The organism is Muriicola sp. E247, from assembly GCF_041358175.1.
Classification (GTDB): domain Bacteria; phylum Bacteroidota; class Bacteroidia; order Flavobacteriales; family Flavobacteriaceae; genus Muriicola.
In genome coordinates this window covers 513,735-538,635 of record NZ_JBGKBE010000002.1, presented here as the reverse complement: position 1 = coordinate 538,635, position 24,901 = coordinate 513,735, and the positions used below count along the sequence as shown (strand labels likewise).

Annotated in this window: 25 protein-coding genes; all 25 read left to right on the top strand. The window is 34.7% G+C overall.

Going from position 1 to position 24,901, the window contains the following annotated elements; genetic code table 11:
- The first annotated feature begins 117 nt into the window (after positions 1-117).
- The 25 genes from ACA086_RS06170 to ACA086_RS06050 all read left to right on the top strand — a co-directional run bounded on the left by ACA086_RS06170 (position 118) and on the right by ACA086_RS06050 (position 24,652).
- Positions 118-1,287 carry a P1 family peptidase gene (locus ACA086_RS06170; RefSeq protein WP_369749691.1) on the top strand — a complete coding sequence of 390 codons (1,170 nt, stop codon included), beginning with the start codon at positions 118-120 and terminating at the stop codon, positions 1,285-1,287.
- A 159-nt stretch (positions 1,288-1,446) separates the two neighbouring features.
- On the top strand, positions 1,447-2,205 hold the full coding sequence (locus ACA086_RS06165) for a DUF6090 family protein (protein ID WP_371002470.1): 759 nt from the start codon (positions 1,447-1,449) through the stop codon (positions 2,203-2,205).
- 327 nt (positions 2,206-2,532) lie between these two features.
- Positions 2,533-3,300, top strand: a complete 768-nt coding sequence (locus ACA086_RS06160) for a DUF6090 family protein (protein WP_371002469.1) — start codon at positions 2,533-2,535, stop codon at positions 3,298-3,300.
- Between the two features lie 143 nt (positions 3,301-3,443).
- A complete protein-coding gene (locus ACA086_RS06155) occupies positions 3,444-5,540 on the top strand; it encodes a prolyl oligopeptidase family serine peptidase (protein WP_371002468.1) in 2,097 nt (698 codons plus the stop codon).
- A gap of 92 nt (positions 5,541-5,632) precedes the next feature.
- Positions 5,633-6,427, top strand: coding sequence for a cation transporter (locus ACA086_RS06150; RefSeq protein ID WP_371002467.1), 795 nt, complete (start codon positions 5,633-5,635; stop codon positions 6,425-6,427).
- 284 nt (positions 6,428-6,711) lie between these two features.
- Positions 6,712-6,966, top strand: a complete 255-nt coding sequence (locus ACA086_RS06145) for an autorepressor SdpR family transcription factor (protein ID WP_371002466.1) — start codon at positions 6,712-6,714, stop codon at positions 6,964-6,966.
- Between the two features lie 3 nt (positions 6,967-6,969).
- Entirely contained in the window at positions 6,970-7,617 is a 648-nt protein-coding gene (locus ACA086_RS06140; RefSeq protein ID WP_371002465.1) for an SdpI family protein, read from the top strand.
- A 263-nt stretch (positions 7,618-7,880) separates the two neighbouring features.
- On the top strand, positions 7,881-8,240 hold the full coding sequence (locus tag ACA086_RS06135) for a hypothetical protein (RefSeq protein WP_371002463.1): 360 nt from the start codon (positions 7,881-7,883) through the stop codon (positions 8,238-8,240).
- A 294-nt stretch (positions 8,241-8,534) separates the two neighbouring features.
- A complete protein-coding gene (locus ACA086_RS06130; protein ID WP_371002462.1) occupies positions 8,535-9,551 on the top strand; it encodes a DUF6090 family protein in 1,017 nt (338 codons plus the stop codon).
- A 276-nt stretch (positions 9,552-9,827) separates the two neighbouring features.
- Positions 9,828-10,562 (top strand): hypothetical protein, encoded by a 735-nt coding sequence (locus ACA086_RS06125; RefSeq protein ID WP_371002461.1) that lies wholly within the window; start codon positions 9,828-9,830, stop codon positions 10,560-10,562.
- 173 nt (positions 10,563-10,735) lie between these two features.
- Positions 10,736-12,385 (top strand): serine hydrolase domain-containing protein, encoded by a 1,650-nt coding sequence (locus ACA086_RS06120; RefSeq protein ID WP_371002460.1) that lies wholly within the window; start codon positions 10,736-10,738, stop codon positions 12,383-12,385.
- 165 nt (positions 12,386-12,550) lie between these two features.
- Positions 12,551-12,916 carry a nuclear transport factor 2 family protein gene (locus tag ACA086_RS06115; protein WP_371002459.1) on the top strand — a complete coding sequence of 122 codons (366 nt, stop codon included), beginning with the start codon at positions 12,551-12,553 and terminating at the stop codon, positions 12,914-12,916.
- 219 nt (positions 12,917-13,135) lie between these two features.
- A complete protein-coding gene (locus tag ACA086_RS06110) occupies positions 13,136-13,870 on the top strand; it encodes a hypothetical protein (RefSeq protein ID WP_371002458.1) in 735 nt (244 codons plus the stop codon).
- A 222-nt stretch (positions 13,871-14,092) separates the two neighbouring features.
- Positions 14,093-14,668: a hypothetical protein gene (locus ACA086_RS06105; RefSeq protein ID WP_371002457.1), complete on the top strand. Its 576-nt coding sequence runs from the start codon at positions 14,093-14,095 to the stop codon at positions 14,666-14,668.
- Between the two features lie 195 nt (positions 14,669-14,863).
- Positions 14,864-15,322, top strand: coding sequence for a GyrI-like domain-containing protein (locus tag ACA086_RS06100; protein ID WP_371002456.1), 459 nt, complete (start codon positions 14,864-14,866; stop codon positions 15,320-15,322).
- Positions 15,323-15,494: 172 nt separating this feature from the next.
- A complete protein-coding gene (locus tag ACA086_RS06095) occupies positions 15,495-16,043 on the top strand; it encodes an STM3941 family protein (RefSeq protein ID WP_371002455.1) in 549 nt (182 codons plus the stop codon).
- 249 nt (positions 16,044-16,292) lie between these two features.
- Positions 16,293-17,033, top strand: a complete 741-nt coding sequence (locus ACA086_RS06090; RefSeq protein WP_371002454.1) for a DUF6090 family protein — start codon at positions 16,293-16,295, stop codon at positions 17,031-17,033.
- Between the two features lie 52 nt (positions 17,034-17,085).
- Entirely contained in the window at positions 17,086-17,688 is a 603-nt protein-coding gene (locus ACA086_RS06085) for a hypothetical protein (protein ID WP_371002453.1), read from the top strand.
- A gap of 191 nt (positions 17,689-17,879) precedes the next feature.
- Complete coding sequence (locus tag ACA086_RS06080; protein WP_371002452.1) at positions 17,880-18,641, top strand: DUF6090 family protein; 762 nt, start codon at positions 17,880-17,882, stop codon at positions 18,639-18,641.
- Between the two features lie 248 nt (positions 18,642-18,889).
- Positions 18,890-19,594 carry a DUF6090 family protein gene (locus ACA086_RS06075; protein WP_371002451.1) on the top strand — a complete coding sequence of 235 codons (705 nt, stop codon included), beginning with the start codon at positions 18,890-18,892 and terminating at the stop codon, positions 19,592-19,594.
- 80 nt (positions 19,595-19,674) lie between these two features.
- Entirely contained in the window at positions 19,675-20,532 is an 858-nt protein-coding gene (locus tag ACA086_RS06070) for a TolB family protein (protein ID WP_371002450.1), read from the top strand.
- 302 nt (positions 20,533-20,834) lie between these two features.
- Positions 20,835-21,557 (top strand): DUF6090 family protein, encoded by a 723-nt coding sequence (locus ACA086_RS06065; RefSeq protein ID WP_371002449.1) that lies wholly within the window; start codon positions 20,835-20,837, stop codon positions 21,555-21,557.
- Between the two features lie 391 nt (positions 21,558-21,948).
- The gene (locus ACA086_RS06060; protein ID WP_371002447.1) at positions 21,949-22,677 is read left to right on the top strand and encodes a DUF6090 family protein; all 729 of its coding nucleotides are present in this window, start codon (positions 21,949-21,951) and stop codon (positions 22,675-22,677) included.
- A gap of 276 nt (positions 22,678-22,953) precedes the next feature.
- Positions 22,954-23,973 carry a S41 family peptidase gene (locus ACA086_RS06055; RefSeq protein WP_371002446.1) on the top strand — a complete coding sequence of 340 codons (1,020 nt, stop codon included), beginning with the start codon at positions 22,954-22,956 and terminating at the stop codon, positions 23,971-23,973.
- A gap of 154 nt (positions 23,974-24,127) precedes the next feature.
- Complete coding sequence (locus tag ACA086_RS06050; protein ID WP_371002445.1) at positions 24,128-24,652, top strand: hypothetical protein; 525 nt, start codon at positions 24,128-24,130, stop codon at positions 24,650-24,652.
- Positions 24,653-24,901 lie beyond the last annotated feature (249 nt).

Sequence of the window (24,901 nt, the reverse complement as noted above, 5' to 3'; positions counted from 1 at the left end):
GCCTTTCCCTCGCTAATCTTTTCCGGAAAGCCCGGAAAACCAACCGCGGGCACAACGCCGTAAAGCAGCGCCGAACGCATAGCCAGGGCCGTTGTACCACATTAAAAACCAACCAATATGAATAGAATAATTTCAATTTTTATAGTAATTCTTATTTGTTCACAGTCCTTCGGACAAAAGCCAAGAGCTAGAGATTTAGGAATACCACTAGATGGAAAAACTGGAAAACTTAATGCAATTACGGATATTAAGGGAATTGAGGTTGGTCATACAACATTAATATCAGGCGAAGGTAAATTAGTTGTTGGGGATGGTCCAATTAGAACTGGAGTTACGGCTGTATTGCCGAGAGGTAAAGAATACGACCCTGTTTTTGCGGGATGGTATAGCCTTAACGGAAATGGAGAAATGACAGGCACTACTTGGATTGAAGAGTCTGGCTTTTTAGAAGGCCCCATAATGATAACAAATACTCATAGTGTTGGAGTTGTAAGAGATGCAGTAGTTGAATGGCAATTTAAAAACAAACATTTTGACCCGCTTCCGAATGAACCCGACATTTTTTGGGCTTTACCAGTTGTAGCCGAAACCTATGATGGAGACCTAAACGATATTAATGGGTTTCACGTAAAAAAAGAACACGCTTTTTCAGCTTTGGACAATGCTAAATCAGGTACAGTAACAGAAGGAAATGTGGGAGGTGGAACTGGAATGATTTGTCATCTTTTTAAAGGGGGAATTGGAACATCTTCTCGTGAAATAACTATTGATTCTACCACTTACACACTCGGCGTTCTCGTTCAAGCTAATTATGGTGGTCGTAAATCATTAACCATTGCAGGTGTTCCTGTAGGAAAAGAAATCACTGACCAAATGCCACTTTGGAACCCAATCAGGTCTGAAGAAGATAGAGGGTCGATAATAGTTATTGTTGCAACAGATGCACCACTACTTCCACATCAATTAAAAAGGCTTGCTCGTAGAGTTCCGATAGGAATTAGTCGTTTAGGTGGTTATGGCGGCAATGGCTCTGGAGATATTTTTATTGCGTTTTCTACAGCCAATAATAAGGCAGCCGATAGAGAAAAAGACCAGATGGTTAAAATGATACCTAATGATAAAATGTCCAGGCTTTTTGAAGCAACAGCACAAGCAACAGAAGAATCGATATTAAATGCATTAGTGGCTGCTGAAACAATGATTGGCAAAAACAATACGACTGTATACGAAATGCCAGAAGAAAGAGTCATTGAAATTTTGAAAAAGTATGGAAGAATCAAAGAATAACGTGGTACAACAATGGCTATAAGTAATTGCTTATTCTCGTCTACTTTGGAAATTCCACAGGAATTTCCAACTTGGTGTGTACTTGCAAAGTTAAGTGCTAACCCACGCAACTACTCATAGCCGAGACCGTTGTGCTTCATTATCAGAAACCGCTAACCAATGATTAAATTCTTTAGAAAAATTAGACAAAATTTACTTTCAGAAGGAAAAACTGGAAAGTATTTTAAATATGCAATAGGCGAAATACTACTAGTTGTAATAGGAATCTTAATAGCATTACAGATTAATAATTGGAATCAGGAAAGATTGAAAGAAAAACAAATTTTTGGTTACCTAATGAGTATGACAGAGGACTTAAAATCGGATATTAGTCAATATGAAGGTAATATCATTGGATTTAACACTAATATAACCAACAATAGTAGGGTTCTAAAAAACGATGATTATAAGAAACTTGAAGTAGACTCTATTAATATTCTAATTATGAGTTACTGGAATCTAAATAGAACTTCAGATCAAACTTTTCAAAAAATAAAAAATACTGGATTGCAAGAAACTTTAGGAACACCAGAAATCAATAAAGCCGTCAGTGATTATTACAATATTGCGATAACTCATTACGATTACTTTATTAATTGGGCCAAAGAAAATTCAGAAAGAGATAGCTTTTTTTGGAGTTATAATACCAATTGGGAATCTGGATTACCAGATATTTTGTTTGATATTAGCGAGTTACCGTTCAAAGATAATTCTGAAAAGAGAAAAGAAGATTTAATTAAAATAACTGAATCTACTGAAGGAAGAAACTATTTGAGACAGGCAATTGGGAGAGATACGTATGGTTTGAATTTGGTAAAAAACATTAAGGAGAATGCCGAAGAGCTGCTAAAATTAATAGAAAATGAATTGAAAAAATAACGAAAGCACAACAACGTATATAGCTCATAGCTAATTAGTTGCTTAATCGAAGTTAAGGCATATTTGGAAAGTCGCCAAATTTTTAAATTTGACGATTTCCAATAAAAAAGATAAATAGTAAAATTTAAAAATCTGGCTTGTGCTTAATCCGAAAATAATTTTCTAATTTACACGCTACGAGCCATATACAAGACCGTTGTGCTTCATTATCCCTACGCTAGCCTACTTGTGCCTCCGCTAAAGCTTCGGCGACACGCGGACGCCGAAGTACTCTAGCTACGAAGGCCGAAAAGTTTCGGAATAGAAACTATGACCAACCAATGACCAATGATAAAATTCTTTAGAAAAATTCGACAAAATTTACTTTCAGAAGGGAAAACTGGAAAGTATTTTAAATATGCAATTGGCGAAATTGTACTTGTTGTTATTGGAATTTTGATAGCACTTCAAATTAATAATTGGAATGGGGATAGAAAAGTAAAAAAACTTGAGACACAGATTTACAAAGAATTAAAAAGTGATTTGGTTCAAACTAAAAATGATATTGAAAAGGTAATTTCCGAACATAAAAAAATCCTTAAATCTACTCAACAACTTATCTTTGATATCTCTAATAAAAAATCATATTCTGATTCTATATATAGATTATTCGCTGATGCTGGAGGTGATTTTAAGATAATTCCCAAAACAAGTGCTTTTGAAAACCTTAAAAATATTGGTCTAAGCACAATATCAAACGACACTCTTCGTATTTCCATCTCAAACTTATTTCAACTAGATTTAAAACGCTTAGGAGATGAATTAGGTGCGCAAAATACCAGTTTTAATATCACTGAACAATTGTATCCTTATCAAATGAAGTATTTGTTTCTTGATACAAATGAACCTACAAACTATGGCTTTAAACATTCAGATACGATTAAGGTTTACAAATTAAAAATAAAAAATTACGATACGTTTTTGACAGACAACAATCTTCTAAAGACATTACAATTATCGCTTTGGAATAGAAGTTTAGTCGTAAACGAAGAAGCCGAAATTCTTGAAACCGTTAAAAATGTAATTGATGGAATTGAAAATGAAATTAAACAATAATAAAAATAACGAAAGCACAACAACGGCTATAACTCATGGCTTATCGCTTGGCCATTTTTTCCTATTTTTAAAGAAACAAAAAAACGTCTGACGCTTGCCACGAAGTCATAGCCAAGACCGTTGTGTTTCATAAATCAATAATCATGAATAAAAATATTTACCTTCTAATTGTCATTTTTATTTATCAATTCGCTTTCAGCCAAGAAATTAATAAGTCTGATCAATATGAGTGGCTGAGTGAACGGCATTCAACGGAGGTAATCGAATGGGTTGAACAACAAAACACTAAGAGTTTAGACTACTTTGAATCCGTTGAGCTGCTGAATGACCTTGAAAAATGGAAGGTTAAATTCGATAAACAATACGATTGGAAAACGTTTGGAAAATTTTTGACTGAGGCAGAACAAGTTGGGCTGTATGCTGAGGGTATTACAGGTAAAACCTGGTTTCGTATGCCATTTGAAACCTATTTGGCTGGCATGTCTCCTGGCTTTTTTGAAATTAAAATTAAAGATCTTAATATTAACTCGGCTGAGGATTGGTTATTTGACAGAGTGGAGAGTAACCCAAACAATTTCGACCAATCTCTCGTCTTTTATAAAAAGAAGGGGCACACACAGCATCAGGGATTTGTTGAATTTGATTCAAAAAATAAGCGCAAGGTTGAAAATGGGTTTGAGTTGCCACCATCTAGAACCACGGCAAAATGGAGAGACGAAGCGTCTATTTATATTTGTACCAATCTTGAAAACCCTTACAGATCTGCAAGCAAGCTACATATTTGGGAAAGAGGCAGTCCTATTGAAACTGCAAAAGTCATATTTGAAGCTCCTGAACCCTACACCACCGTAGAGCTAATATCACTGAATAATGCGCTTTTAATAAAAGAACAAAGGCAAGCCTATGATGATAGTTGGTATCATCTTAAAGAAGACAAACTTAACCCCTTATTTTTTCCCAGGGATGTAAAAGACCTCGTCGTGGTATCCGGGCAACTTATTGTACATCTTAGAAGTCAATGGAAAACCAAGGATTTTGATTTCGGACCGAGTAGTTTGATCACAATTAATTTTGAATCCTTTCTTAAAGGAGACCGCTCGTTTCAGCTATTGGCGGAATCGAGTAAAGCCTTTGTTCTGGATGAAATTTGGAATACGAACGATGTATTGATCTTAAGGGTACTAAAAGATGTACAATCCTCTTTATATGAGTGGACTTTTTCTGATGTCCAATGGAAATCAAAAGAAATAATAGATCCCAGCGGGTGGAATATTTTTGTCACCAAAGTGCAAAAAGAATCCAATCGTTATTTAATTAGGCAACAAGACTTCTTCGGCACCAAACTTTTCCTAAGAGACGAAAATGGAACGATTACAAAGTATGCTGAGCGTATTAATAAAATGATCAAGCCTTCAGAATATGAAGTGAAACAGCAATTTGCTACCTCCAAGGATGGAACTCAGGTTCCTTATTTTCTAGTACATAAAAAAGGATTAAAAATGGAGGGTACCATTCCTGTTATGATGACAGCTTATGGGGGTTGGGGACGCTCCATGTTACCAAGACCTCTTGGTGCAAGATGGCGCTGGATTATGGACGGAGGAGCCTATGTTCTTGCCAATATAAGAGCAGGTGGAGAATATGGGAATGAATGGCATTATTCAGCAATAAAAAGCAAAAGACAAAACGCATATGATGATTTCTTCGCGGTGGCCCAGGATCTTATCGATTCTGGACTCAGTCAGGAAAGAAGTATCGGAATTTATGGTGGCAGTAATGGAGGTTTGCTGGTTGCCAACGCCTTTATTCAACATCCTTCCACATTTGGTGCAATCTTAATTAGAAGTGGCTCCCTAAAATTGGATGATGTAAGTTTAAAAGAAACTGGTAATTCTTTTGGGCCCGTAAGAGGAGAAAGAGGAGACCATGCAATACCCCAAGAATGGATGTACATGAAAAAGATATCTCCTTTTCATGTGTTGGAAAAAGGCAAGCCTTATCCACCTGTGTTATTATTAAGTAGCAGAAACGATGATGTATCGCACCCTTCAAGATCACGAAAGTTTTACGCAAAAATGACCGCCCTTGGCTCTAAGAAGGTTTACCTCATAGAAACCGCGGGAGGTAGGCATGGATACACTGATCTAGATAACGAAACCGCGATAGATTTAGCTTTCTTTTATAAAAACATTCATCCAGAGTATGAGGAGAGACTTATGGGTAAATTCAAAAGGGAGTAATACGAAACACAACAAAACCTATGCGCAATATCCTTTGGGATACTGCGCATAGCTAAACCGTTGTGGTTAATGTACAAGAACCAAGAAATTGAATGAACAAAACGATATTTGAGATTACCAAAATGGATTGTCCTTCGGAGGAAAATCTAATCCGAATGAAATTGGATGGAATCTCAAGTATTGCGAATTTGGACTTTGATATTCCAAACCGAAAACTGACTGTTTTTCACAGTGGAGAATCTGACCAAATCGAAAAGTCCGTTATTGAACTAAATTTAGGCGGAAAGAAAATCTCGACCGAACAGACCAACCAAACGGAATTTAAAGAAAATGCAAACCAAAAAAAGCTACTTTGGTCTGTACTTGCAATCAATTTTGCCTTTTTCATAATCGAAATGACAACAGGTATAATCTCAAAATCAATGGGACTTGTTGCTGATAGTTTGGATATGCTTGCCGACAGTTTCGTTTACGGAATTAGCTTGTTTGCAGTTGGCGGAACTCTGACGAGAAAAAAACGGATTGCAAAAATCGCTGGATATTTCCAAATAATACTTGCAATTATTGGATTTGTGGAAGTATTAAGAAGATTTTTAGGAGACGAAAAACTTCCTGATTTTTTGACGATGATTATCGTGTCGATTTTCGCACTTATTGCGAACGGAATTTGTCTTTACATTTTGCAAAAGTCAAAAAGCAAAGAAGAGGCTCATATGAAAGCGAGTATGATTTTTACTTCAAACGATGTGATTATAAATTTAGGGGTAATAATTGCTGGACTTTTGGTGAATTGGTTGAGTTCAAGCAAACCTGATTTGATTATCGGAACAATCGTTTTTGTTTTGGTAATTCAAGGAGCATTTAGAATATTGAAATTAAGTAAATAACAAAAAAACACTAACCACAACAACGGCTATAATCCAGCGCTGCTCTAGAACTTCCTTGAAATTTCCTACATTTAAATAAAACAAGGAACTGGCTTAAATAGGGTAGAGGCCCGTGCTCGCTTTTTCCGGCGCTAATTTTTCCTGCAAGGCAGGAAACCCACCGCTGAGCTTCGCCCCTAATCCGCGCCGAGATCATAGCCAAGACCGTTCTATGCCATTTGATAATCGATAAACATTTGGTCATTTGATTTAATATTTAGATATTTGTCTAAATAACTAAATAGATGAATTCTCTTTTTAAAGCACTTAATGATGAAACTCGAAGACAGATTATCGAGCTTTTGAAAGAAAAAGATATGAATGCCGGAGAAATTGCAGACAGATTTAGTATATCAAAACCAAGTATTTCTCATCATCTAGATATTTTAAAAAGAGCAGACTTAATAACGAGTGAAAAAAAAGGACAATTTGTAGAATACTCTTTAAATACAAGCATCCTGGAAGATCTACTAAACTGGATACTAACGCTTAAGAAATAAATTATGAACTTAAAAAAAGAACTGCCCATTTTGGCAATTGTTTTATTACCATTTATCTATTTGGCATATATATGGAACGAGTTGCCAAGTAAAGTCCCAATGCATTGGAATATTGAAGGGGAAATAGACAGATATGGAGATAAATCCGAACTAATAATAATTCCTTTTCTATTGCCATTACTGGTGTATGTTATCTTTTTGGTTGTTCCTAAAATTGACCCAAAAAACAAACTGAATAAAATGGGCAACAAACTTCAATCAATTAAATTCTTCTTGACAACCTTTATGTCAATATTGGCATTGTTCATTATTTATACTGCAAAAAATCAGACCTTTACTAATCCAAATTATATCGTTTTATTAATTGGTGTTTTATTTATTATTCTTGGAAATTATTTCAAGACTATTAAACCTAACTATTTCATAGGAATTAGAACACCTTGGACTTTGGAAAATGAGAATGTCTGGAAAGAAACCCATAAGTTGGGCGGTAAATTATGGTTTATTGGCGGAATTTTAATTGTGGTTTTCAGCTTGATTTTAGATAAAAGCCTAAATTTTACCATATTTATTATCATAACTGCGTTGATCACATTTATTCCAATTATTTATTCCTACCTGAAATTTAAAAAGGTAAAATCAACGGCATAGAACAACGGCTATAAGCCATCACTTCGGCTAGCGCCTCATAAATTCCAAACACCAAGCACCAAACCTGCCTGCCGGTAGGCAGGTTCCAAGAGCATAGTACCTTGGATAGGAATTGGGATTTGGAATTTGTAATTTGGAATTTCCCGGCCGTGCCGGACTCATAGCCAAAACCGTTAGCTACAAGCTGAAAAATGACTCTAAAATCTATTCCCCTTTTTCTTCTAACATTTTGCTTGTTTCAAGTTTCTTTTAGTCAGGATAATTTGAATATTAGGAAATCTGAAAATCTCCAGCTAATTAAGGCATTGAATAGTGCGAAATTAATTGGCGAAAACAAAGAGAGTTATTTATCGGTAAGAGTTTATTCTCTCGACAATGGTTCCATAAGTGCTGGATTCGATACCTCAGAAGTATCACATAATTTAATAATCGCAGTTTCGGGATTTGACGAAAATCCAGATCAAAATGCATTTGAAATTGGACCCTTTATTAATCCAAAATTTGTTCAATGGAACGAGCTTCAGAAATATAAAAAAGGGTTTGAAATTGAATACGGAATTTTTGAGAAAAGAGAAAGATTGAGACTTGAAATAAGCCTTAAAGAACTGAAAATAATAAAATAAAGCCTGTAGCTAACAACGGCTATAATTCATTTTGGCTAAACGCAACTTCAAATATTTACCCTATTTTTAAAATAGAGAAACAGGTTAAAGGCTTAGCCTGGCAGCTCGCCTTGCCTCCGTTAATTTTTCCTGCAAGGCAGGAAACCCAACGCTGGGCTCGCTGCTAAGTCAAAACGAAATCATACTTGTCTGCCGTACCAGCGGTAGCTGGGTAGGTAGAGCCAAGACCGTTGTGCTTCATTGTCCAAAACTCGGGTGAATTAATTATCCTACCTTTCGAGAAATAACCAACCAATGATTAAATTCTTTAGAAAAATTAGAAAGAACTTACTTTCAGAAGGTAAGACTGGCAAGTATTTGAAATATGCTTTTGGCGAAATTATCCTTGTGGTAATTGGGATTTTGATTGCTCTGCAGATTAATACGTGGAATGAGCAACGAAAAAATGAAATTAAAATAGTTTCACTTTTCAAAGAAGTTCAAACTGATTTACTAAAGGATTTATCAAATGTGAAAAATGCCATTTCAACTTATAAATTTATAGATTCGTTGGCCTATTTAGTTCTTAATGATAAATTAGTCAGAGACGACTATAAAACACTAAGAGCTCCTTATCTATTTCAGCTGACAACTTATTTTGAGGATTTTCAATTCATTAATAATGGATACGAAAATTTGAAACTTAATGTAAACAATATCCCACCCAATCATAAACCTGCATTTGACTCTTTAGCAGTTTTATATGAGCAAACTCAGAGAATATTGGTAGATGAAAATAATAGAATTGGTGATGCTGTTTACGAAAACATAAAGTATTTATCGGAAAACAAGGAATGGTTTTCTTCAAACTATAGTTCATCCAAGTCCAATGACACAATCATTGATTACTTTCTTAATGATCCATTTTATAAAAATCGAGTTAAGGAGTTCCAATTATTGATTGATGATATTTATAAAAAATATCAAATTGATGCAACAATAATATATGAGCATTTAGATGTAATTACAAAATCAAGTAAATCTATCCCTAATCATTTAAAGAACTATATAGTTGATTCTGAAAACCTCAAACAATACATTGGTGTTTACAAACAAAAAGATTCTACACAGAAAAACATAATAGAGGTCAATCAAAAAGGTTTTTTATATAACAATGATCAATATAATTTGATCCATGAAGGAAATGATACATTTAGTTTTGAAGATTCGTATAATAGAAGTGTAACATTTCAAATTGATGACAATGGAGAATTTAATGGCCTTAACATCCACTTCTATGATAAAAAAACAGAATATATAAAATCTGATTAATCAAGAAATACCGGTAATTAATTTTGGGACGGTATTTTTTCAAAAAAAAAACGAAAGCACAACAACGCATATAACCCACGCCTCTAACCATACCCAAAAATTTATTACTTTTCAATTGAATAAATTTTCGCGTAACTCTTGTTGCTGGTAATCGGCGCAGGTCATATGCGAGAACGTTGTGCTTCATTATCCCTACGCTGAAGCTTCGGGATAGAAACTATGACTAACCGCTAACCAATGATAAAATTCTTTAGGAAAATCCGGCAAAACTTGCTTATGGAAAACAAAACTGGAAAGTATCTAAAATATGCCATTGGAGAAATTGTACTCGTGATTATTGGAATTTTGTTGGCTCTACAAATTAATGAATGGAACGGACAAAAAAAGGATGTTAGAACATTACAAAATGATTTAGAATACGTCTTGGAAGATATCGCGGAAGACAATACTGATTTACTTATCCTAAGAGATCAGCGTAAAACAGGTGCTCAAGGTTGCTCAAAATTCCTAGATGAATTTATGAAAGGTGGCGAGATGAAAGGTTTCTCATATTGGATTAATAATAATCTTAATGAAGTTTTTTACGAAAGGAAATTTAAACGGAATCAGAATGGTTTTGATAAAGTTCTTTCTTCGAAACTATTTCAAGGCGCTGAGTTTAAAACTTTACGAGAGAAAATCGATGAATATGTCAATGAAATTGAACGGCTGATTTATGATGAAGAAAGACTCAACTACTTTATTGAAGAAAAGGAACTTGAAGCATTTTCGAATGGCAATTTCAGTATCCTATACGAGCATAATAGAGTTAGAAAGGGTTTTAGTAATTTAGAATCTGTAAATAATGAAATTGACTGGCAGAATATACTCAAAAGTAAATCTTCATTGAAAGCTATATTGCTTAGGTATGAGGATGATGTCATTAGGCTATTAATTCCTCAGTATGGTGAAACCATAGATGTTGGAGCAGAACTGCAACTTGCAATTGAAAAATACTTGAGCGAGCTCTAGGCAAAAGAAGAAATATAACGACATTACAACACCGTGTATAATTAATTGCTTTGGCAAGTGCTTATTTGGAAAATTCCTTCGGAATTTTCTCGGGTTCGTATTTGTTTACTAAAATAGTGACTCAACCACACAACTAACCATACACAAACACGTTGTGATTAATTAAAACAACCATGAAAAATATTATTTACTTTCTATCATTTTGTGCCGGATTAATCTGCTCATTTAATGCCTATGGACAAACCATTGATAAAAATGATCTTGAAGATAGAATCGATTCCCTAATACCGACTGCAGTAAATGACTCAACACCAGGTCTTATAGTAGGGATTGTTAAAAAAGGTGAAATCGTTTTTAGCAAGGGTTATGGAATGGCAAATCTATCATATGGTATTCCGAACGATCCAAAAATGGTGTATAACATAGGTTCGGTAAGTAAGCAATTTCTTGGATATGCATTCGCAATCTTACATGTAGAAGGGGTTTTAAATATTGATGACCCAGTGTATAAGTATCTTGAAGATTGGCCTAGGTTTAAACATACAGTGACATTAAGGCATCTACTTACTCATACGAGTGGTTACCGAGAAGCATATACCATGTCAAATCTCGCGGGTAGGACGATTGGTGTTGATCGCCTCTCTAGAGAGGAATGTTTGGAAGTTGTTAGAAAACAGCCCCAACTAGAATTTATACCTGGTTCTCGTTGGACATATAACAGTACAGCATGGGTTATTTTGGCTGAAGTTTTGGAAAAAATTACTGAACAACCCGCAGATGAATGGGTAGAAAATAACATTCTAAAACCTCTCGAAATGAATGATACCCAGATTGAGAGTACTGTAGGAGAAGTGATAATTAATACAGCAGAATCCTACACTTTCAACAAGGAACAAGGCTATATTAATCAAGAAAGTAATCGAGCTATTTTTGGTGCAGCAGAAGTTTATACCAGTATTCCAGACTTAGTAAAATGGATAAATAATTATCGAACTGCAGAGATTGGAGGAAAAGCCGTAAACGATTTATTTCTTGACCCATTTATATTAAACGATAAATCTAATTCTGAATATGCTTTGGGAATTCGTAATAATTCTTATCGCGGACTAAAGCGTTATAAACATACTGGTGGTCACGAAGCCTTTTCAACACAACTGAGCTACTTTCCTGAATACGATTTGGGCATAATATCAATATCAAATTTTGGTGGTACAGGTTGGCTTTCTACAGAAAAAATTGCTGAGTTATTACTTGAAGAGTATATGACCTTACCAACAAATAATGAAAACCAACAAGTTGAAATTAATAAAGAAATCCTGGAACAATTTACAGGTCTTTATCTAGCTTCAACGCTTAATGGCACTTTGGATTTAACTATATCTGAAGACACATTAACAATTGGGGGAAGAACAAAACTTATTCCAAGCTCTCAAAACACTTTTCGTATTAATGGATGGAGTGGCCAAATTCAAATTGATAATTTGTCCGAAGAAAAAAGCCAATTAACGGTTTTAGATGGCACAAAAGAGATATATACAAAAATAAAAAAATGGACTCCTACCGAAAATGAATTCAAAGAATTTGAAGGTGATTACTGGAGTGATGAATTGGAAACGGTCTATCACTTAACTGCAAAAGAAAAAGAATTAACCATTCAACATCGTTGGATTGGTGAAATCGCATTGACAGCGATTGCCGATGATTTTTTTCAGACAGATTTTGGATTTTATGTAAAATTTAATCGAAATAAAGAAGGTAATATATCAAATTTGAGTATAAACTCTGGTCGAACACTGAACGTGATCTTTCAGCGTAAAGAATAACTAATCACAACAATGTATATAAGCCATTAAAACGGTTCATATAGTTAACCGTTACCTTCAATCGCTCAGGAAATTATTTTGTATCTTATTCAAAAGACTCTAAAAATGAAGTACTTAGTAATCATTTCCGTTATGACATTCTGTGTAAATTCATATTCACAAAGCATGGATAAAGTAGAAGAAAAAACAGCGGTTGAAAACGTCCTCCGCGATTATATTGAGGGCTGGTATCAAGGTAATGCCAAACGAATGGATCGTTCTTTACACGATGATCTTGTGAAACGAATTAGTGTTACCGACAGTTCTGAGATTGGAATACAGTTGCGAATGGTACCAAAATCAAGAATGGTTGAACTGACTGAAAATGGGGGTGGAGAAAATCCAGAAGGTGAATATCAAATAATTGTAGATCATATCGATATGGATATTGCTACTGCAAGGGTTTTGTCCGAAAAATATCATGATTACTGCCATTTGGCCAAAACTAATGATGGATGGCAGATTGTCAATATTCTATTTCGTTATCGCTGATAATTAGAAGTGGATATTATGTAGAACGAGATCGTCGGAGTAGTTTAATCTAGACGTATCGCGCCAGCAGGTGGCAACGTGTAAAGCGCACAGCGCTTTTTTCCCAAACCTAAAATTTAATTAACTTTCATAATAATGAAATTTTGTCTTCCCTGTGCGACGCAAATAGTGCCGCACGCCTTACACAAAACCGTTGTTACCAATTAAATAAACCTAGTCATGGATGAACAAATAAAACCCAAATTGTTTCCCAAAGCACACTTTTGGTTATTGATTCCATTCATTTTAACCTGGGCCGGTTTCTATATTTCCTACTGGAGTAAGTTTAATGAAGCACCCTTTCGCCAACATGTCCACGGGCTGACAGCCACAGCCTGGTATATACTTGTAATCCTCCAGCCTTGGTTGATTCACAATAGACCAGCTAAATATCACAGGAAGTTAGGTATAATTGGTATTCTCCTTGCAGGTGGAGTTGTGGGTTCAGCATTGCAGGTAATGCCATATCAAGTGGTCAACGAATTTCTTTCAGATGTCTTGAAATATGGTTTTTCATTTGGTGATCTATGTGCACTAACGGGCTTTAGCTTGTGTGTAATCTATGGGATTTGGAATGCCAAAGACACGAACAAACATGCTAGATGGTTAATCTCTACCGTCTTTTGGATATTATTGCCAGCCACAGCAAGATTAGTGTATTTTCCGCTGCTAATCTCTTATGAAGGAAATCCGCCAATAACTTATTTGGACTCCATTTATACCTGTCTTATTGTGACAACAATAATCCCATTATCATATATGATGTATCTGGACTATAGAAAAGAGCAAAAAGTCTATAAATCATATCTGTTTACGTTAATTGGAGTTACTTTTTATTCACTGGCAATAGCTCCAATGGGGAAATGGCAATGGTGGATTGATCTATGTGATCAAATTATAGGAAAAGGAATGTAAATAACTGGCTACAACAACAGATATAACCTGCCTGCCCCGATAGCATTGCGCTATCGGACAAGCGGCAGGCAGGTTCAGTGCTGTTTTTCAACTTACTTGAAAATTCTTACATTTAAATAAAACAAGGAACTGGCATAAATAGGGTAGAGGCCTGGGCCTGCCAAAGGCAGGCAGGCTCGCCAAGATCACAGCTGAGGCCGTTAGCACTTATTTGAGAAAAAAATGAAACGATTAAAAAATTTCATAGAAAAGAATATCTCAGGAAAAAAGGTTTTAGGACTTTTTATCTTGACCAATCTTGTTTACGCCTTTATGCTGACTGTTACAATTCCCAAAACAATGGAATTCTCTGACGGAATGAAATTATTGGATATGATGCCCACAGGATATGATTTGAATTATGTAAGTGAACTATTTACTTCGCTTGGAGAAAATGGACGTTTGACATATCTAACCAACCAAATACCCGTTGATATGATTTACCCACTACTATTCGGACTTTCTTACTGTTTGCTTTTGGGATATTTCTTGAAAAAATTGAACAAATTATATTCCCCGTATATTTATCTCTGCCTAATACCGATAATTGCCGGAATTGCAGATTATTTGGAAAATATCGGAATTATCTCAATGCTCAAAAACTATCCCGAATTGAAAGAGACTATAGTTTATACAACTAATTTATTTTCAGTTATAAAAAGCATTTCAACAAGTATATTTTTTATTGCATTAATAGTAGTATTAATAACGCTTGGAATTAAAGTATTAAACAGAAAAACAAGTGCTAACACCGTATAAAATTAATTGCTTGTCTTAGCCAATTTAAGAAAGTCCTCGCGGACTTTCTATCTGCGATTTATTTGCACCTTAATGATTAAAACAGGCAGCTAATCTTATACATCAACGTTTTATGGCATTTCAAAAATGAAACAAGTAATAAGCATTTTAGTAATATTTACCTTCATTTTTTCATGTAAAAATCGGAATGGATATATGGAACAGAACTTAGCGGATTTCAAAGTAATCGGAATTTCAATCGAATCGACAAACGAAGGTGAAAAATCCATTGAAGAAATGGGCAAACTCTGGGGGAAATTCTACTCGGACGGCATTTCTGAGAAAATACCAAATAAAGAGTCGGACGATATTTATTCGATTTTTACCGACTATGAAAGCGACTATACAGGAAAATACACCGCAATAATCGGACATAAAGTAAAATCATTGGACGACATTCCGGACGGACTTGTTGGACGGAAATTTGAAGGTGGTAAATACACCAAACTGACTGCGAAAGGAGAAATGCCAGATGCGATATTGGATATTTGGAAAAAGGTCTGGAAAGAAGATAAAGAGTTAAAACGGAGATATACGGTGGATTTTGAAGTATATGGGGAAAAATCGCAGAACGGAAAGGAATCGGAAGTGGATGTGTTCATTGCAACGGAATAAAAACGCCATATAACAAGCTATAAAATTAATGCTTGGGTAGTTTTTTATTCGCTTCTCCGTGCGTGCTTTGTTACTGCGGATTTTCCAAATGGAAAATCCACGCTCACAATGCCGCACTAATCTTATACGAACCGTTACCTTGCATTTGAAAAGATCAAATTAGATAATTGTAATGGACGAAAAGATCGAAATTTCATTAAGCCAAAAGAAAGTTTATTTAGGAATATGTGGCTCCTTACTATTTGTAATAGCTGGAACATGGTTGTTTTTAAATGCGAATGAATTTCAGAATATTTCATTGGCATTCTTAAGAAATCCAATAGTAATTAAAGGTATTGGAATTACAGGAATACTATTTTTCGGTGCGACGGGTGTTTACGGTTTTATAAAACTATTTGATCAGAAAGCTGGACTAGTTTTGGACTCAGATGGAATTACGGACAACACAAACGCCTCCAGCGTTGGCTTAATTAGATGGCATGACATTACTTCAATAAAAACAGAGCAAGTCATGTCCACTAAATTTTTATTAATTGAAGTCGTGAATCCTGAAAGCTATATTGAAAAATCAAAAAGTAGAATGAAGGCAAGATTAATGCGAACAAACATGAAAATGTATGGAACGCCACTTTCAATAACTTCCAGTTCTTTAAATTTCAATTTTGGAGAACTTGAGCGGCTGATACAAACAGAATTTAAAAAGAACAAAAACGCAAGGTAACAACGGCTATAACCTGCCTGCCGGCAGGCAGGTTCAGCGCTGCTTTAGAACTTCCCTGAAATTTCCTACATTTAAATAAAACTAAAATTGGCTTAAATGCTTGAACGGCCAGGGCTCGCTGCTAAGTCAAAACGAAATCATACTTGTCTGCCGTACCAGTGGTAGCTGGGGAGGTAGAGCCAAAGCCGTTGTGCTTCATTATCCCTACGCTGAAGCTTCGGAATAGAAACTATGACTAACCAATAGTAAATGATAAAATTCTTTAGAAAAATCCGTCAAAACTTACTCAACAAAAACAAAGTTGGAAAGTATTTACTCTATGCAATTGGTGAAGTTCTGCTAGTTGTTATTGGTATTTTAATTGCTCTCCAATTAAATAACCAAAACGAATTAAGAAAGCAAAGAATTGTAGAAATCAATATTTTAGAAGGTATCAGAAAAGACATTTTAATGGACACTATCGATTTAAATTCTAATATTCGCGGGCATAGATTTAGGATAGAAACGGATAGTTTTTTAACCAACCATATATTAAACAAAAAGGAACTAGATAAAAATTTTATATCCAATCTAAATTATATTACGGTTGCTAATTCGTTCATTATTTTACATGATTCACATTTTCAAGAAGCTAAACTAAAAGGTTTGTCCATTATCTCTAATGAGACCTTAAGAGATGACATCAATAATCTATATGAGTTTGATTATGAGTTACTACCATTATTAGTAAATGATACTGAAAGTTTAAATTATAGCAACGCTTTAACTCGCGAAATTGGACCATATTTTGGATATGATTCTACAGGAGTAACAATGACTAATTCGTCTTATAAAGAGTTTTTAGAGAATAGTGATAACATACTTTATCATATTAATCGTAGTAAAGGTGATAAATCTCAACTGTTATATATGCATGAGATAACATTAGAAGCTGCTTTAAAAGTTGCTGAAAGTATTAAAAAAGAAATTGAAGCGTTAAAAGAAAAATAACGAAAGCCTGCCGCGTGCCACGAAGTCATTGCCCAGACCGTTGTAACACATTATGAAATTTAGAACTCTCCTCCTCTTTGTACTTCTGACAATTTTTTCCAGTTGTAAAAATGAAAATACATATGAAAATGATGCAGAGCTCTGTGAGCTTCTAGCAAAAATGTTCGATGACGATCAAGCTATCAGAAATCTACCTGAAATGACGGATCCTTTCTTTGAAATACTAGACTCAATTATTGCGGTAAATTATTCCTCAAAAAAAGAATATGCAGCATTGCCCACGGAAGAACAACTTGCATGGGGAAGAGTGGCTAGAGAAATTACCAACAAACGTCCTCAACCCTCCCAAGAAACTGTAGATTCGTTATGGGCGATTCAGAAGGAGATCGACTTAAAAAACTCAAAGCTACTCATTGACATCACCAAGAAAAGAGGATGGGTCAGTAAAGAGCAATTAGGATGTACCCAAAATATTGCTCCCGTGATCATTTTCAGACATACTCCTAGAGAACTATGGGAAAAAATAAGACCAGTGGTTGAAAAAGAATACTCAGAAAAGCGAATGGAAGATGGAGACTACTGGTTTATTACAAATCATTTGGATGGAAGACCACTTCCTATAGTTGTCGATTCCATTCATGTAAGCATAGAATAATGAAACGTGTTACAACAACGCCTATACCCCATTGCCTCCCATTGCTTGTTCTAATTTCCTATCTTAGGTTCTTATAAATCAAACCTGGTTTAGCCTGGATTTTTTAAGCAACGGGGCATAGCCTGGACCGTTGCGCTTTATTACTACTTCGCTTAAGCTTCGTAGTAGAAACTATAACCAACCAGTAATCAATGATAAAGTTTTTTAGAAAAATCAGGCAAAAACTACTCTCTGAAAATAAATTCGGAAAATATCTGACTTATGCAATCGGAGAAATACTTCTTGTGGTTATTGGGATTTTGATTGCTATTTCAATCAACAACTGGAATCAAACCAATTCTGAAAATAAGATTGCAGAAAATTATATAAAGAGTTTAGTAATCGAACTAAATTCAGATTTGAATTATTACAAATTACATAAATCACGTAATCTGAGCCAGATAAGACAAATTAATGAAATACAAAATGCATTAAATTCTGTTGGAAAAAATAATTCAAAAGAGGACTTTGCTTTAAAACTAATGGATGTGATGGAGCCATTTCCATTTTCTCCGAAAACTGCCACTTATACGGATTTAGTTACAAGTGGTAATATGGGATTAATTAAACCAGAAACAATAAGGCAAAAAATAATCTCTCATTATAATCTTGTAGAACAAATGACATTACATGTTAATAGAGAAACTGATTATAATTGGAATCACCTCCATCCATTCTTCAAAGAAAATGGATACTTTGAATGGAGAAATAATCCCAGAATATCTGTGGATACTGTAATAATTAAAAAAAGGAATCAATTCCCAATCTTTGAACTTGAAAAGTCATCATCGGAATTTAAAGCAGTTGAAAATAATCTATATTTCCGCCAGCTAATGCTAACAACGAGGTCTGGAAATCTTGATGATCTCATGATTTCAACACAAGAATTAATTGATATTCTAAATCAGGTTTAAAATAATGAAAGCCTGCCTACCCCTACAGCTATCGGGATGTTGAGATAGCCCTGCCTGCCGGCAGGCAGGCGCTTTGCGGACGACCTCTAAATATAATTAGAAACTATGATTAAGTTCTTTAGACACTATCCAAACCTAATTTTGCGGAGCTAAATCAAAGGTCTGGTAGACCTTTGGGTTGGATATAAATAATAACTCTCTCATAAAATGCTATGATTAAATTTTTTAGAAAAATAAGATTCGATCTTATGGAGAAAAACAAAACTGGAAAGTACTTAAAGTATGCTATTGGTGAGATTGTTTTGGTAGTTATTGGAATTTTGATTGCACTTCAAATAAATAATTGGAATGAAAACCGAAAATCAGAAGTAAAGAAGCAAGATTATTACGTGCAATTATTAGACGATTTGAATAGTGACATTATCTCTACACAAAATACCATTGAAGAATTCAGCAATCACCAAGAAAAATATTACGATTACACAAGTTCTTATGACAATGAAGGCCTAACCCCTGTTAAAGCTTATGAACAAATTTCTAAACTTTCTTTAATATCAAACCCACCCATATTTAATACAAATACTATCGAGTCTCTTCAGAACAGTGGCGATATTGGCTTAATTCCTCCATATATAAGAAATAAGCTAATGAATTTACGAAGTCTACAAAACCTTACCTTGAAGCGTTTTGAAGCCACGGATTCAGGACAACGGGAGATAACTCAGAAATTAAGTTCATTATTGGGAGCAACTACGCTACCAAAGCGCCTGGAAAATCAACCTCAAATGAAAGAATTTTTAAATATTGATAAAAATTTAAGGGAAATGATTTTAGTCTATGAAGGCATACATCGTTGGAAAAGTGTCTCTCAAATTGAAACTATTGATAGATTGGAAAAGATGAAAAAGGAAATAGATACTATAATAACACTGATAAAAAAAGAATTAAAATAATAACGAAAGCCTGCACGCGGCAGGCAGGCGCAACTACTCATAGCCGAGACCGCCGTAGCATATTACAAGCAACATTAACAATGATGAAACAAAATACCTTTTTATTATTCTCAATCTTACTTATTTCGAGTTGCACTCAAGAGAAGGAGAGCTTGCTTTTCTCATCAAGTAGAAACGGAAATTCGGATGTTTTCATGATGGATATTGATGGGGAAAACAAGAAAGCACTAACTCAAACCGATTTTGAAGAATGGGGACCGACTTGGATTAATAAAAATGAGATTAGTTTCTTAAGACAAACTGAAGATTCTATTATTAGAGTAAAGTTGAATCTAAAAACAAAGAATGAATCAATGCTTAAACACCCAACCAACTGCGTATTAGATGATAAAAACATTCTCTATTCATATGAATCAGAATTATACCCCTGCAAAAATAATATTTTCATATTCAACTCAATAACAAATGAAACTATCAATATTACAGATAATTTGGACGGAGTAGCAAATTATCCAAGTTGGAGTCATGATGGAAAAAGTGTAGTGTTTACAAGTAATCATTTGGGAACCAATGAACTTTTTGAATACAAAGTTGATTCTAAAAAAACACATCAGTTAACCGATTCCAAATCAAACAATGAAAGAGGTGAACTCTCGCCAAACAGAATATTTTTAGTTTATAGTTCAGACTATTTTAATAAAGGAAACCAAGATATTGTTTTGAAAGACTTAGAAAGTGGCGATATTAAAAACATATCGGAAAGCTCTGGAATGGAACTCATCGCTCGTTTTTCAAATAATGGGAAGAAATTATACTTTGGGACGAACAAAGATGATAATTGGGAAATCTATGTTTATGATTTAGATACTAAAAGCCAAACCCGATTAACAAATAATCCAGAATTTGATGGAGATCCTCGAATTTTGAAAATCAATTAACGTGCTGCAACAACGTATAACGTTCATTGCTGCAATGGATTCCATCGGAATGATACAGCTGGAGCGGAATATGAGCTGGATTAGCTAGATTTATATCAAAATTCAACGCAACGAAAAGTTATAAAATACCGTTAGCCTTCATTAGTCCTACGCTAAAGCTACTGACCAGAAACTATGACCAATCACAAATAAAATGATCAAATTCTTTAGATTATCGTAACTCAATTTTGCATAGCAAAATCAAAGGTCTGGTAGACCTTTGGTTGAGATAGCCGCTTGCGGAGAAATTAAAAGCAACATATATGATTAAGTTCTTTAGACTCATAAGACAGCACCTACTCGCTGAAAACAAGTTTGGTAAATATGTACTTTATGCTATTGGCGAAATTGCACTCGTAGTTATTGGTATCTTGATTGCGTTGTCTGTTAACAATAATAATGAATTGAGAAAACTTCAACAATTAGAAACAAAATCGCTTCAGGAATTAAAAAGAGCCCTTGAGCTAGATTTAAGTGATATAAATTATAATGCTAAGAGGCACAAGAATGCACAATTATCAGCTGAAATAGTATTAGAAGCATTGAATACAGACCATCCTTATCACGATTCCCTGAGTATACATTTTGAAAGGTCAACCAATATTACCGTGTTCCTGCCAAATTTAGGACCATATGAAACATTAAAGGCAAGAGGATTGGATCTGATAGAAAATGATAGTTTAAGAAACGAGATCTCGAAGTACTATGAACAAGATATCAAATATGCCTTTGTATTCGAGGACGCCAACATACAGGGGTGGCCAATGAAGTTTGAACTAATACTTGACCATTTTGATGAATTCAAAATGTTTAACTCTGCTACCCCAGTCGACTTTGAAAAACTAAAGAATGACAGAAGATTTATATCTTATATAAAGTTAACTTCCAATTTAAGAGGTATAGAATCCAATGTATATGCAAATCGAATGCATAATAGTTGTTCTAAACTTATTGAATTAATTGAGAAAGAAATAACGAAAGGCTAGCAATGTGTATAACCTGCCTGCCGGCAGGCAGGTCCATCACGCCAAGGCGTGACGAAACCATACACTAATGCCTTGCGCTTCATTACTTCTTCGCTAAAGCTTCGTAGTAGAAACTATAACCAACCGCTAACCAATGATAAAATTCTTTAGATTATCGAAACATAATTTTGCAAAGCAAAATCAAAGGTCTGGTAGACCTTTGGTTGAGATAGCCGCTTGCGGACGTCCTCTAAATATAATTAGAAACTATGATTAAGTTCTTTAGACACTATCCAAACCTAATTTTGCGGAGCAAAATCAAAGGTCTGGTAGACCTTTGGTTTGGATATAAATAATAACCCTGTCTTAAAATGCTATGATTAAATTTTTTAGAAAAATAAGATTCGATCTTATGGAGAAAAACAAAACTGGAAAGTATCTGAAATATGCAATTGGAGAAATAGTTCTTGTGATGATTGGGATTCTTCTGGCTTTACAAGTCAATAACTGGAATGAACAAAAGAAAAACAAGAAACAAGCTGAAAGATATCTCATAAATCTTAAAGAAGATATTCAAGAAGATTATATTCTTTTGGATGAATTCATTACCTCGAATGAAAAGATGCTTGGCTATGTTATATCTATTGGCAACACACTTGCCACTAAACAAGAATTATCAAAGGATGAAGAAATTGAATTTACTAGAATGCATAACGAATTGACATTTGAAAAATATTTTATTCCAGAAAAACGTACTATTAATCAAATAGCATCTAGTAGTCAAGGTAGTTTAATTAGTAATGAAAATTTACAATCTAAAATATTTAAGTATTACTCGTATTGTGAAAGAGAAGAGCAAAACAATGAAAAAAGTATGCAACTATATATGCATCTTCATATTACCTATAAACTCGCAACTGTTTGGGCTTCAAAAGAGGCTGTAGAAAATTTTAGTGGACCAATTAGCGGAGTTAAGAGACCAAGTATGGATTTTAAAAACCTATCTATGAATTCTGAATATTTTACTGCTTTAGCAAACAAAGGAGGTGTCACAACTGCACAAAACGGTAAGTACACAATTATGAGGACAATGGCTAAAGAACTTGATAGTTTAATTTCTGTCGAATTAAGTAATTATTGAAAAGTAACGAAAGCCTGCCTAACACCTCAAAAATCACAGGCACCACCTAGTGCACAGAAGTACTTTAAAATGTGCGAAGGTGCAAGCACCAAGCACCAAATTCCAAGCACCAAACTTGCCTGCCCGCAGGCAGGTTCCATGTGAATAGATATCTATTATAGGAATTGGGATTTGGAATTTGTATTTTGGAATTTCCCACCGCGTCACAATCATACTTGTCTGCCGTACCAGCGGTAGTTAGGCAGGTAGGTAGAGCATAAACCGTTGCCCACAATTATGAAAAAACTCATTGAATACCTGTTAATGTCCTGTCTGATTTTGATTTCGTTCACTGCCTGTGGACAAAAAATAGATGCAGAATTAACACTTGATAGAATAATTGAACACGCAGAGAGCAATTCTCTCTACCGCGAAAGTGTCGATTGGAATTCCCTAAAGGAAGAGATGTACGAACTAACAATAAACGCCAAATCAACTCTTGATCTAAAACCGGCACTCGACTTAATGCTCAAAGAATTGAATGACAGCCATGGTCGGATTTTTCACAACAGCCAGTACCTGTCCTGCTATACAGGAGAAAAAAAGGAACACAGAACAACTATGAATTCAGAAACTTACAACCAAATCCAATCTGGCCAGGTCTATGAATTCAAAACCTTGATTTTGGAAGACAGTATTGGATATGTAAGAATAGTTGGTTTACCAATGGGAAATAACGAAAAAATGGCAATGGAAATACAAGATGCCGTTTGCAAGATAATTGACCAAGGAGCAAAAAAGTGGATTATTGATTTACGTTATAATGGTGGTGGAAATATGTTTCCAATGGTCGAAGGCATTTCAAACATTATAGGAGATGGAATAGTTGGAGGTACTAAAGGCGTTACCGAAGATGAAAGTTCTGTATGGAAAATTAAGGATGGAGATTTTTATTACGATGACCAAACAGTTGCTTTAGAAAATAAATGCGGTCTTAAAAAAAATCCTAAAATTGCGGTCTTAACAAGTGTGTACACTGCAAGTTCAGGAGAGGCTTTGGCTGTAATTTTAAAAAATCGTCCAAAAACAAGGTTTTTCGGGAGTAAAACTATGGGAATGATAACTGCTACTGACTGGAAGCAAATTGACAGTTTGACCGCTATGTCCATTTCCGTTAGCTATTACAAAGACCGAGAAAACAACCTATATAACAAATATGTCGATGTTGACGAAAATATAGATTTCGAACCCAATTCCGATTTGGAAAAGGATAATGGAATAAACCGGGCGATTGAATGGTTAAACAAAAAGAAATAATTGTGGGCAACAATGTATAACCGCAATTTGCTGCGCTGTTCGCTTCGCTCTGAACGGCGGACACTTGGTTCTTTATAAATAAGATCCTACAAGTTGATAATTTACTAACTTAAAAACCGCAACTGACCGTTATACGAGACCGTTACACAACATTTTGAAGAATATAATCCAAATAATATTTCTATTATCATTCCTGTCAGGAGTTGGTCAGCAATACGATATTCAATTAATTGACGAAACCGTTTCCTTAATTGAAAAAAAAGAAAAATTGCAGCGCAATGAATTGAATTGGGAAGAACTCACTAATCAACCTAGATCTAATGATTCAGAATTTATTGTCTGGAGTAGAAACGATACAATTCACAAGGTATCTCTTGCATCATTTGGTGCTAAAGGCAATATAAAATTTATTCTGTATTGTTTAAATGAGAAACCTATTAAAACTATTATGCTCGAGGAATATAATAATACAGACACTATGTCTCAAGACTCAATAAATCTAATTGTACCGTTTAAAGAAGAAATATATTTTACAGGTGCTAAAGAATATTTTCCTGGCGAAATTGAGTATGAAGTTGAGATAAAAACAGAGGGGAGAAGATTGATTACTGATATGTATTGTCAGGTAAATGAATTATTGCACCCGCTAGCTATTGCGAAAAAGGGTATAAAAAAATAAACGTTAGCTAATAGCTATAACCTGCCTACTGGATCCCCGCCTTGGCGGGCAGGCAGGCACAACATCGGCTATAATCCAGCTGGGCAGAAGAACTTCATTTAAAATTCCTACATTTAATAAAAATAATATTGGCTTAAATTTCTTCGACAGTCAAAGAAGCCGACCTGCCTACCAGCTTTCATACCGTAGGTTTGCAGGAAGGGATCATAGCCGAAACCAACACGTACTATTTATATCTGTCAACTAAAT

Coding starts and splice junctions, on each gene's coding strand:
- ACA086_RS06170 (WP_369749691.1), top strand. CDS start 118: ATGAATAGAATAATTTCAATTTTTATAGTAATTCTTATTTGTTCACAG.
- ACA086_RS06165 (WP_371002470.1), top strand. CDS start 1,447: ATGATTAAATTCTTTAGAAAAATTAGACAAAATTTACTTTCAGAAGGA.
- ACA086_RS06160 (WP_371002469.1), top strand. CDS start 2,533: ATGATAAAATTCTTTAGAAAAATTCGACAAAATTTACTTTCAGAAGGG.
- ACA086_RS06155 (WP_371002468.1), top strand. CDS start 3,444: ATGAATAAAAATATTTACCTTCTAATTGTCATTTTTATTTATCAATTC.
- ACA086_RS06150 (WP_371002467.1), top strand. CDS start 5,633: ATGAACAAAACGATATTTGAGATTACCAAAATGGATTGTCCTTCGGAG.
- ACA086_RS06145 (WP_371002466.1), top strand. CDS start 6,712: ATGAATTCTCTTTTTAAAGCACTTAATGATGAAACTCGAAGACAGATT.
- ACA086_RS06140 (WP_371002465.1), top strand. CDS start 6,970: ATGAACTTAAAAAAAGAACTGCCCATTTTGGCAATTGTTTTATTACCA.
- ACA086_RS06130 (WP_371002462.1), top strand. CDS start 8,535: ATGATTAAATTCTTTAGAAAAATTAGAAAGAACTTACTTTCAGAAGGT.
- ACA086_RS06125 (WP_371002461.1), top strand. CDS start 9,828: ATGGAAAACAAAACTGGAAAGTATCTAAAATATGCCATTGGAGAAATT.
- ACA086_RS06120 (WP_371002460.1), top strand. CDS start 10,736: ATGAAAAATATTATTTACTTTCTATCATTTTGTGCCGGATTAATCTGC.
- ACA086_RS06115 (WP_371002459.1), top strand. CDS start 12,551: ATGGATAAAGTAGAAGAAAAAACAGCGGTTGAAAACGTCCTCCGCGAT.
- ACA086_RS06110 (WP_371002458.1), top strand. CDS start 13,136: ATGGATGAACAAATAAAACCCAAATTGTTTCCCAAAGCACACTTTTGG.
- ACA086_RS06105 (WP_371002457.1), top strand. CDS start 14,093: ATGAAACGATTAAAAAATTTCATAGAAAAGAATATCTCAGGAAAAAAG.
- ACA086_RS06100 (WP_371002456.1), top strand. CDS start 14,864: ATGGAACAGAACTTAGCGGATTTCAAAGTAATCGGAATTTCAATCGAA.
- ACA086_RS06095 (WP_371002455.1), top strand. CDS start 15,495: ATGGACGAAAAGATCGAAATTTCATTAAGCCAAAAGAAAGTTTATTTA.
- ACA086_RS06090 (WP_371002454.1), top strand. CDS start 16,293: ATGATAAAATTCTTTAGAAAAATCCGTCAAAACTTACTCAACAAAAAC.
- ACA086_RS06085 (WP_371002453.1), top strand. CDS start 17,086: ATGAAATTTAGAACTCTCCTCCTCTTTGTACTTCTGACAATTTTTTCC.
- ACA086_RS06080 (WP_371002452.1), top strand. CDS start 17,880: ATGATAAAGTTTTTTAGAAAAATCAGGCAAAAACTACTCTCTGAAAAT.
- ACA086_RS06075 (WP_371002451.1), top strand. CDS start 18,890: ATGGAGAAAAACAAAACTGGAAAGTACTTAAAGTATGCTATTGGTGAG.
- ACA086_RS06070 (WP_371002450.1), top strand. CDS start 19,675: ATGATGAAACAAAATACCTTTTTATTATTCTCAATCTTACTTATTTCG.
- ACA086_RS06065 (WP_371002449.1), top strand. CDS start 20,835: ATGATTAAGTTCTTTAGACTCATAAGACAGCACCTACTCGCTGAAAAC.
- ACA086_RS06060 (WP_371002447.1), top strand. CDS start 21,949: ATGGAGAAAAACAAAACTGGAAAGTATCTGAAATATGCAATTGGAGAA.
- ACA086_RS06055 (WP_371002446.1), top strand. CDS start 22,954: ATGAAAAAACTCATTGAATACCTGTTAATGTCCTGTCTGATTTTGATT.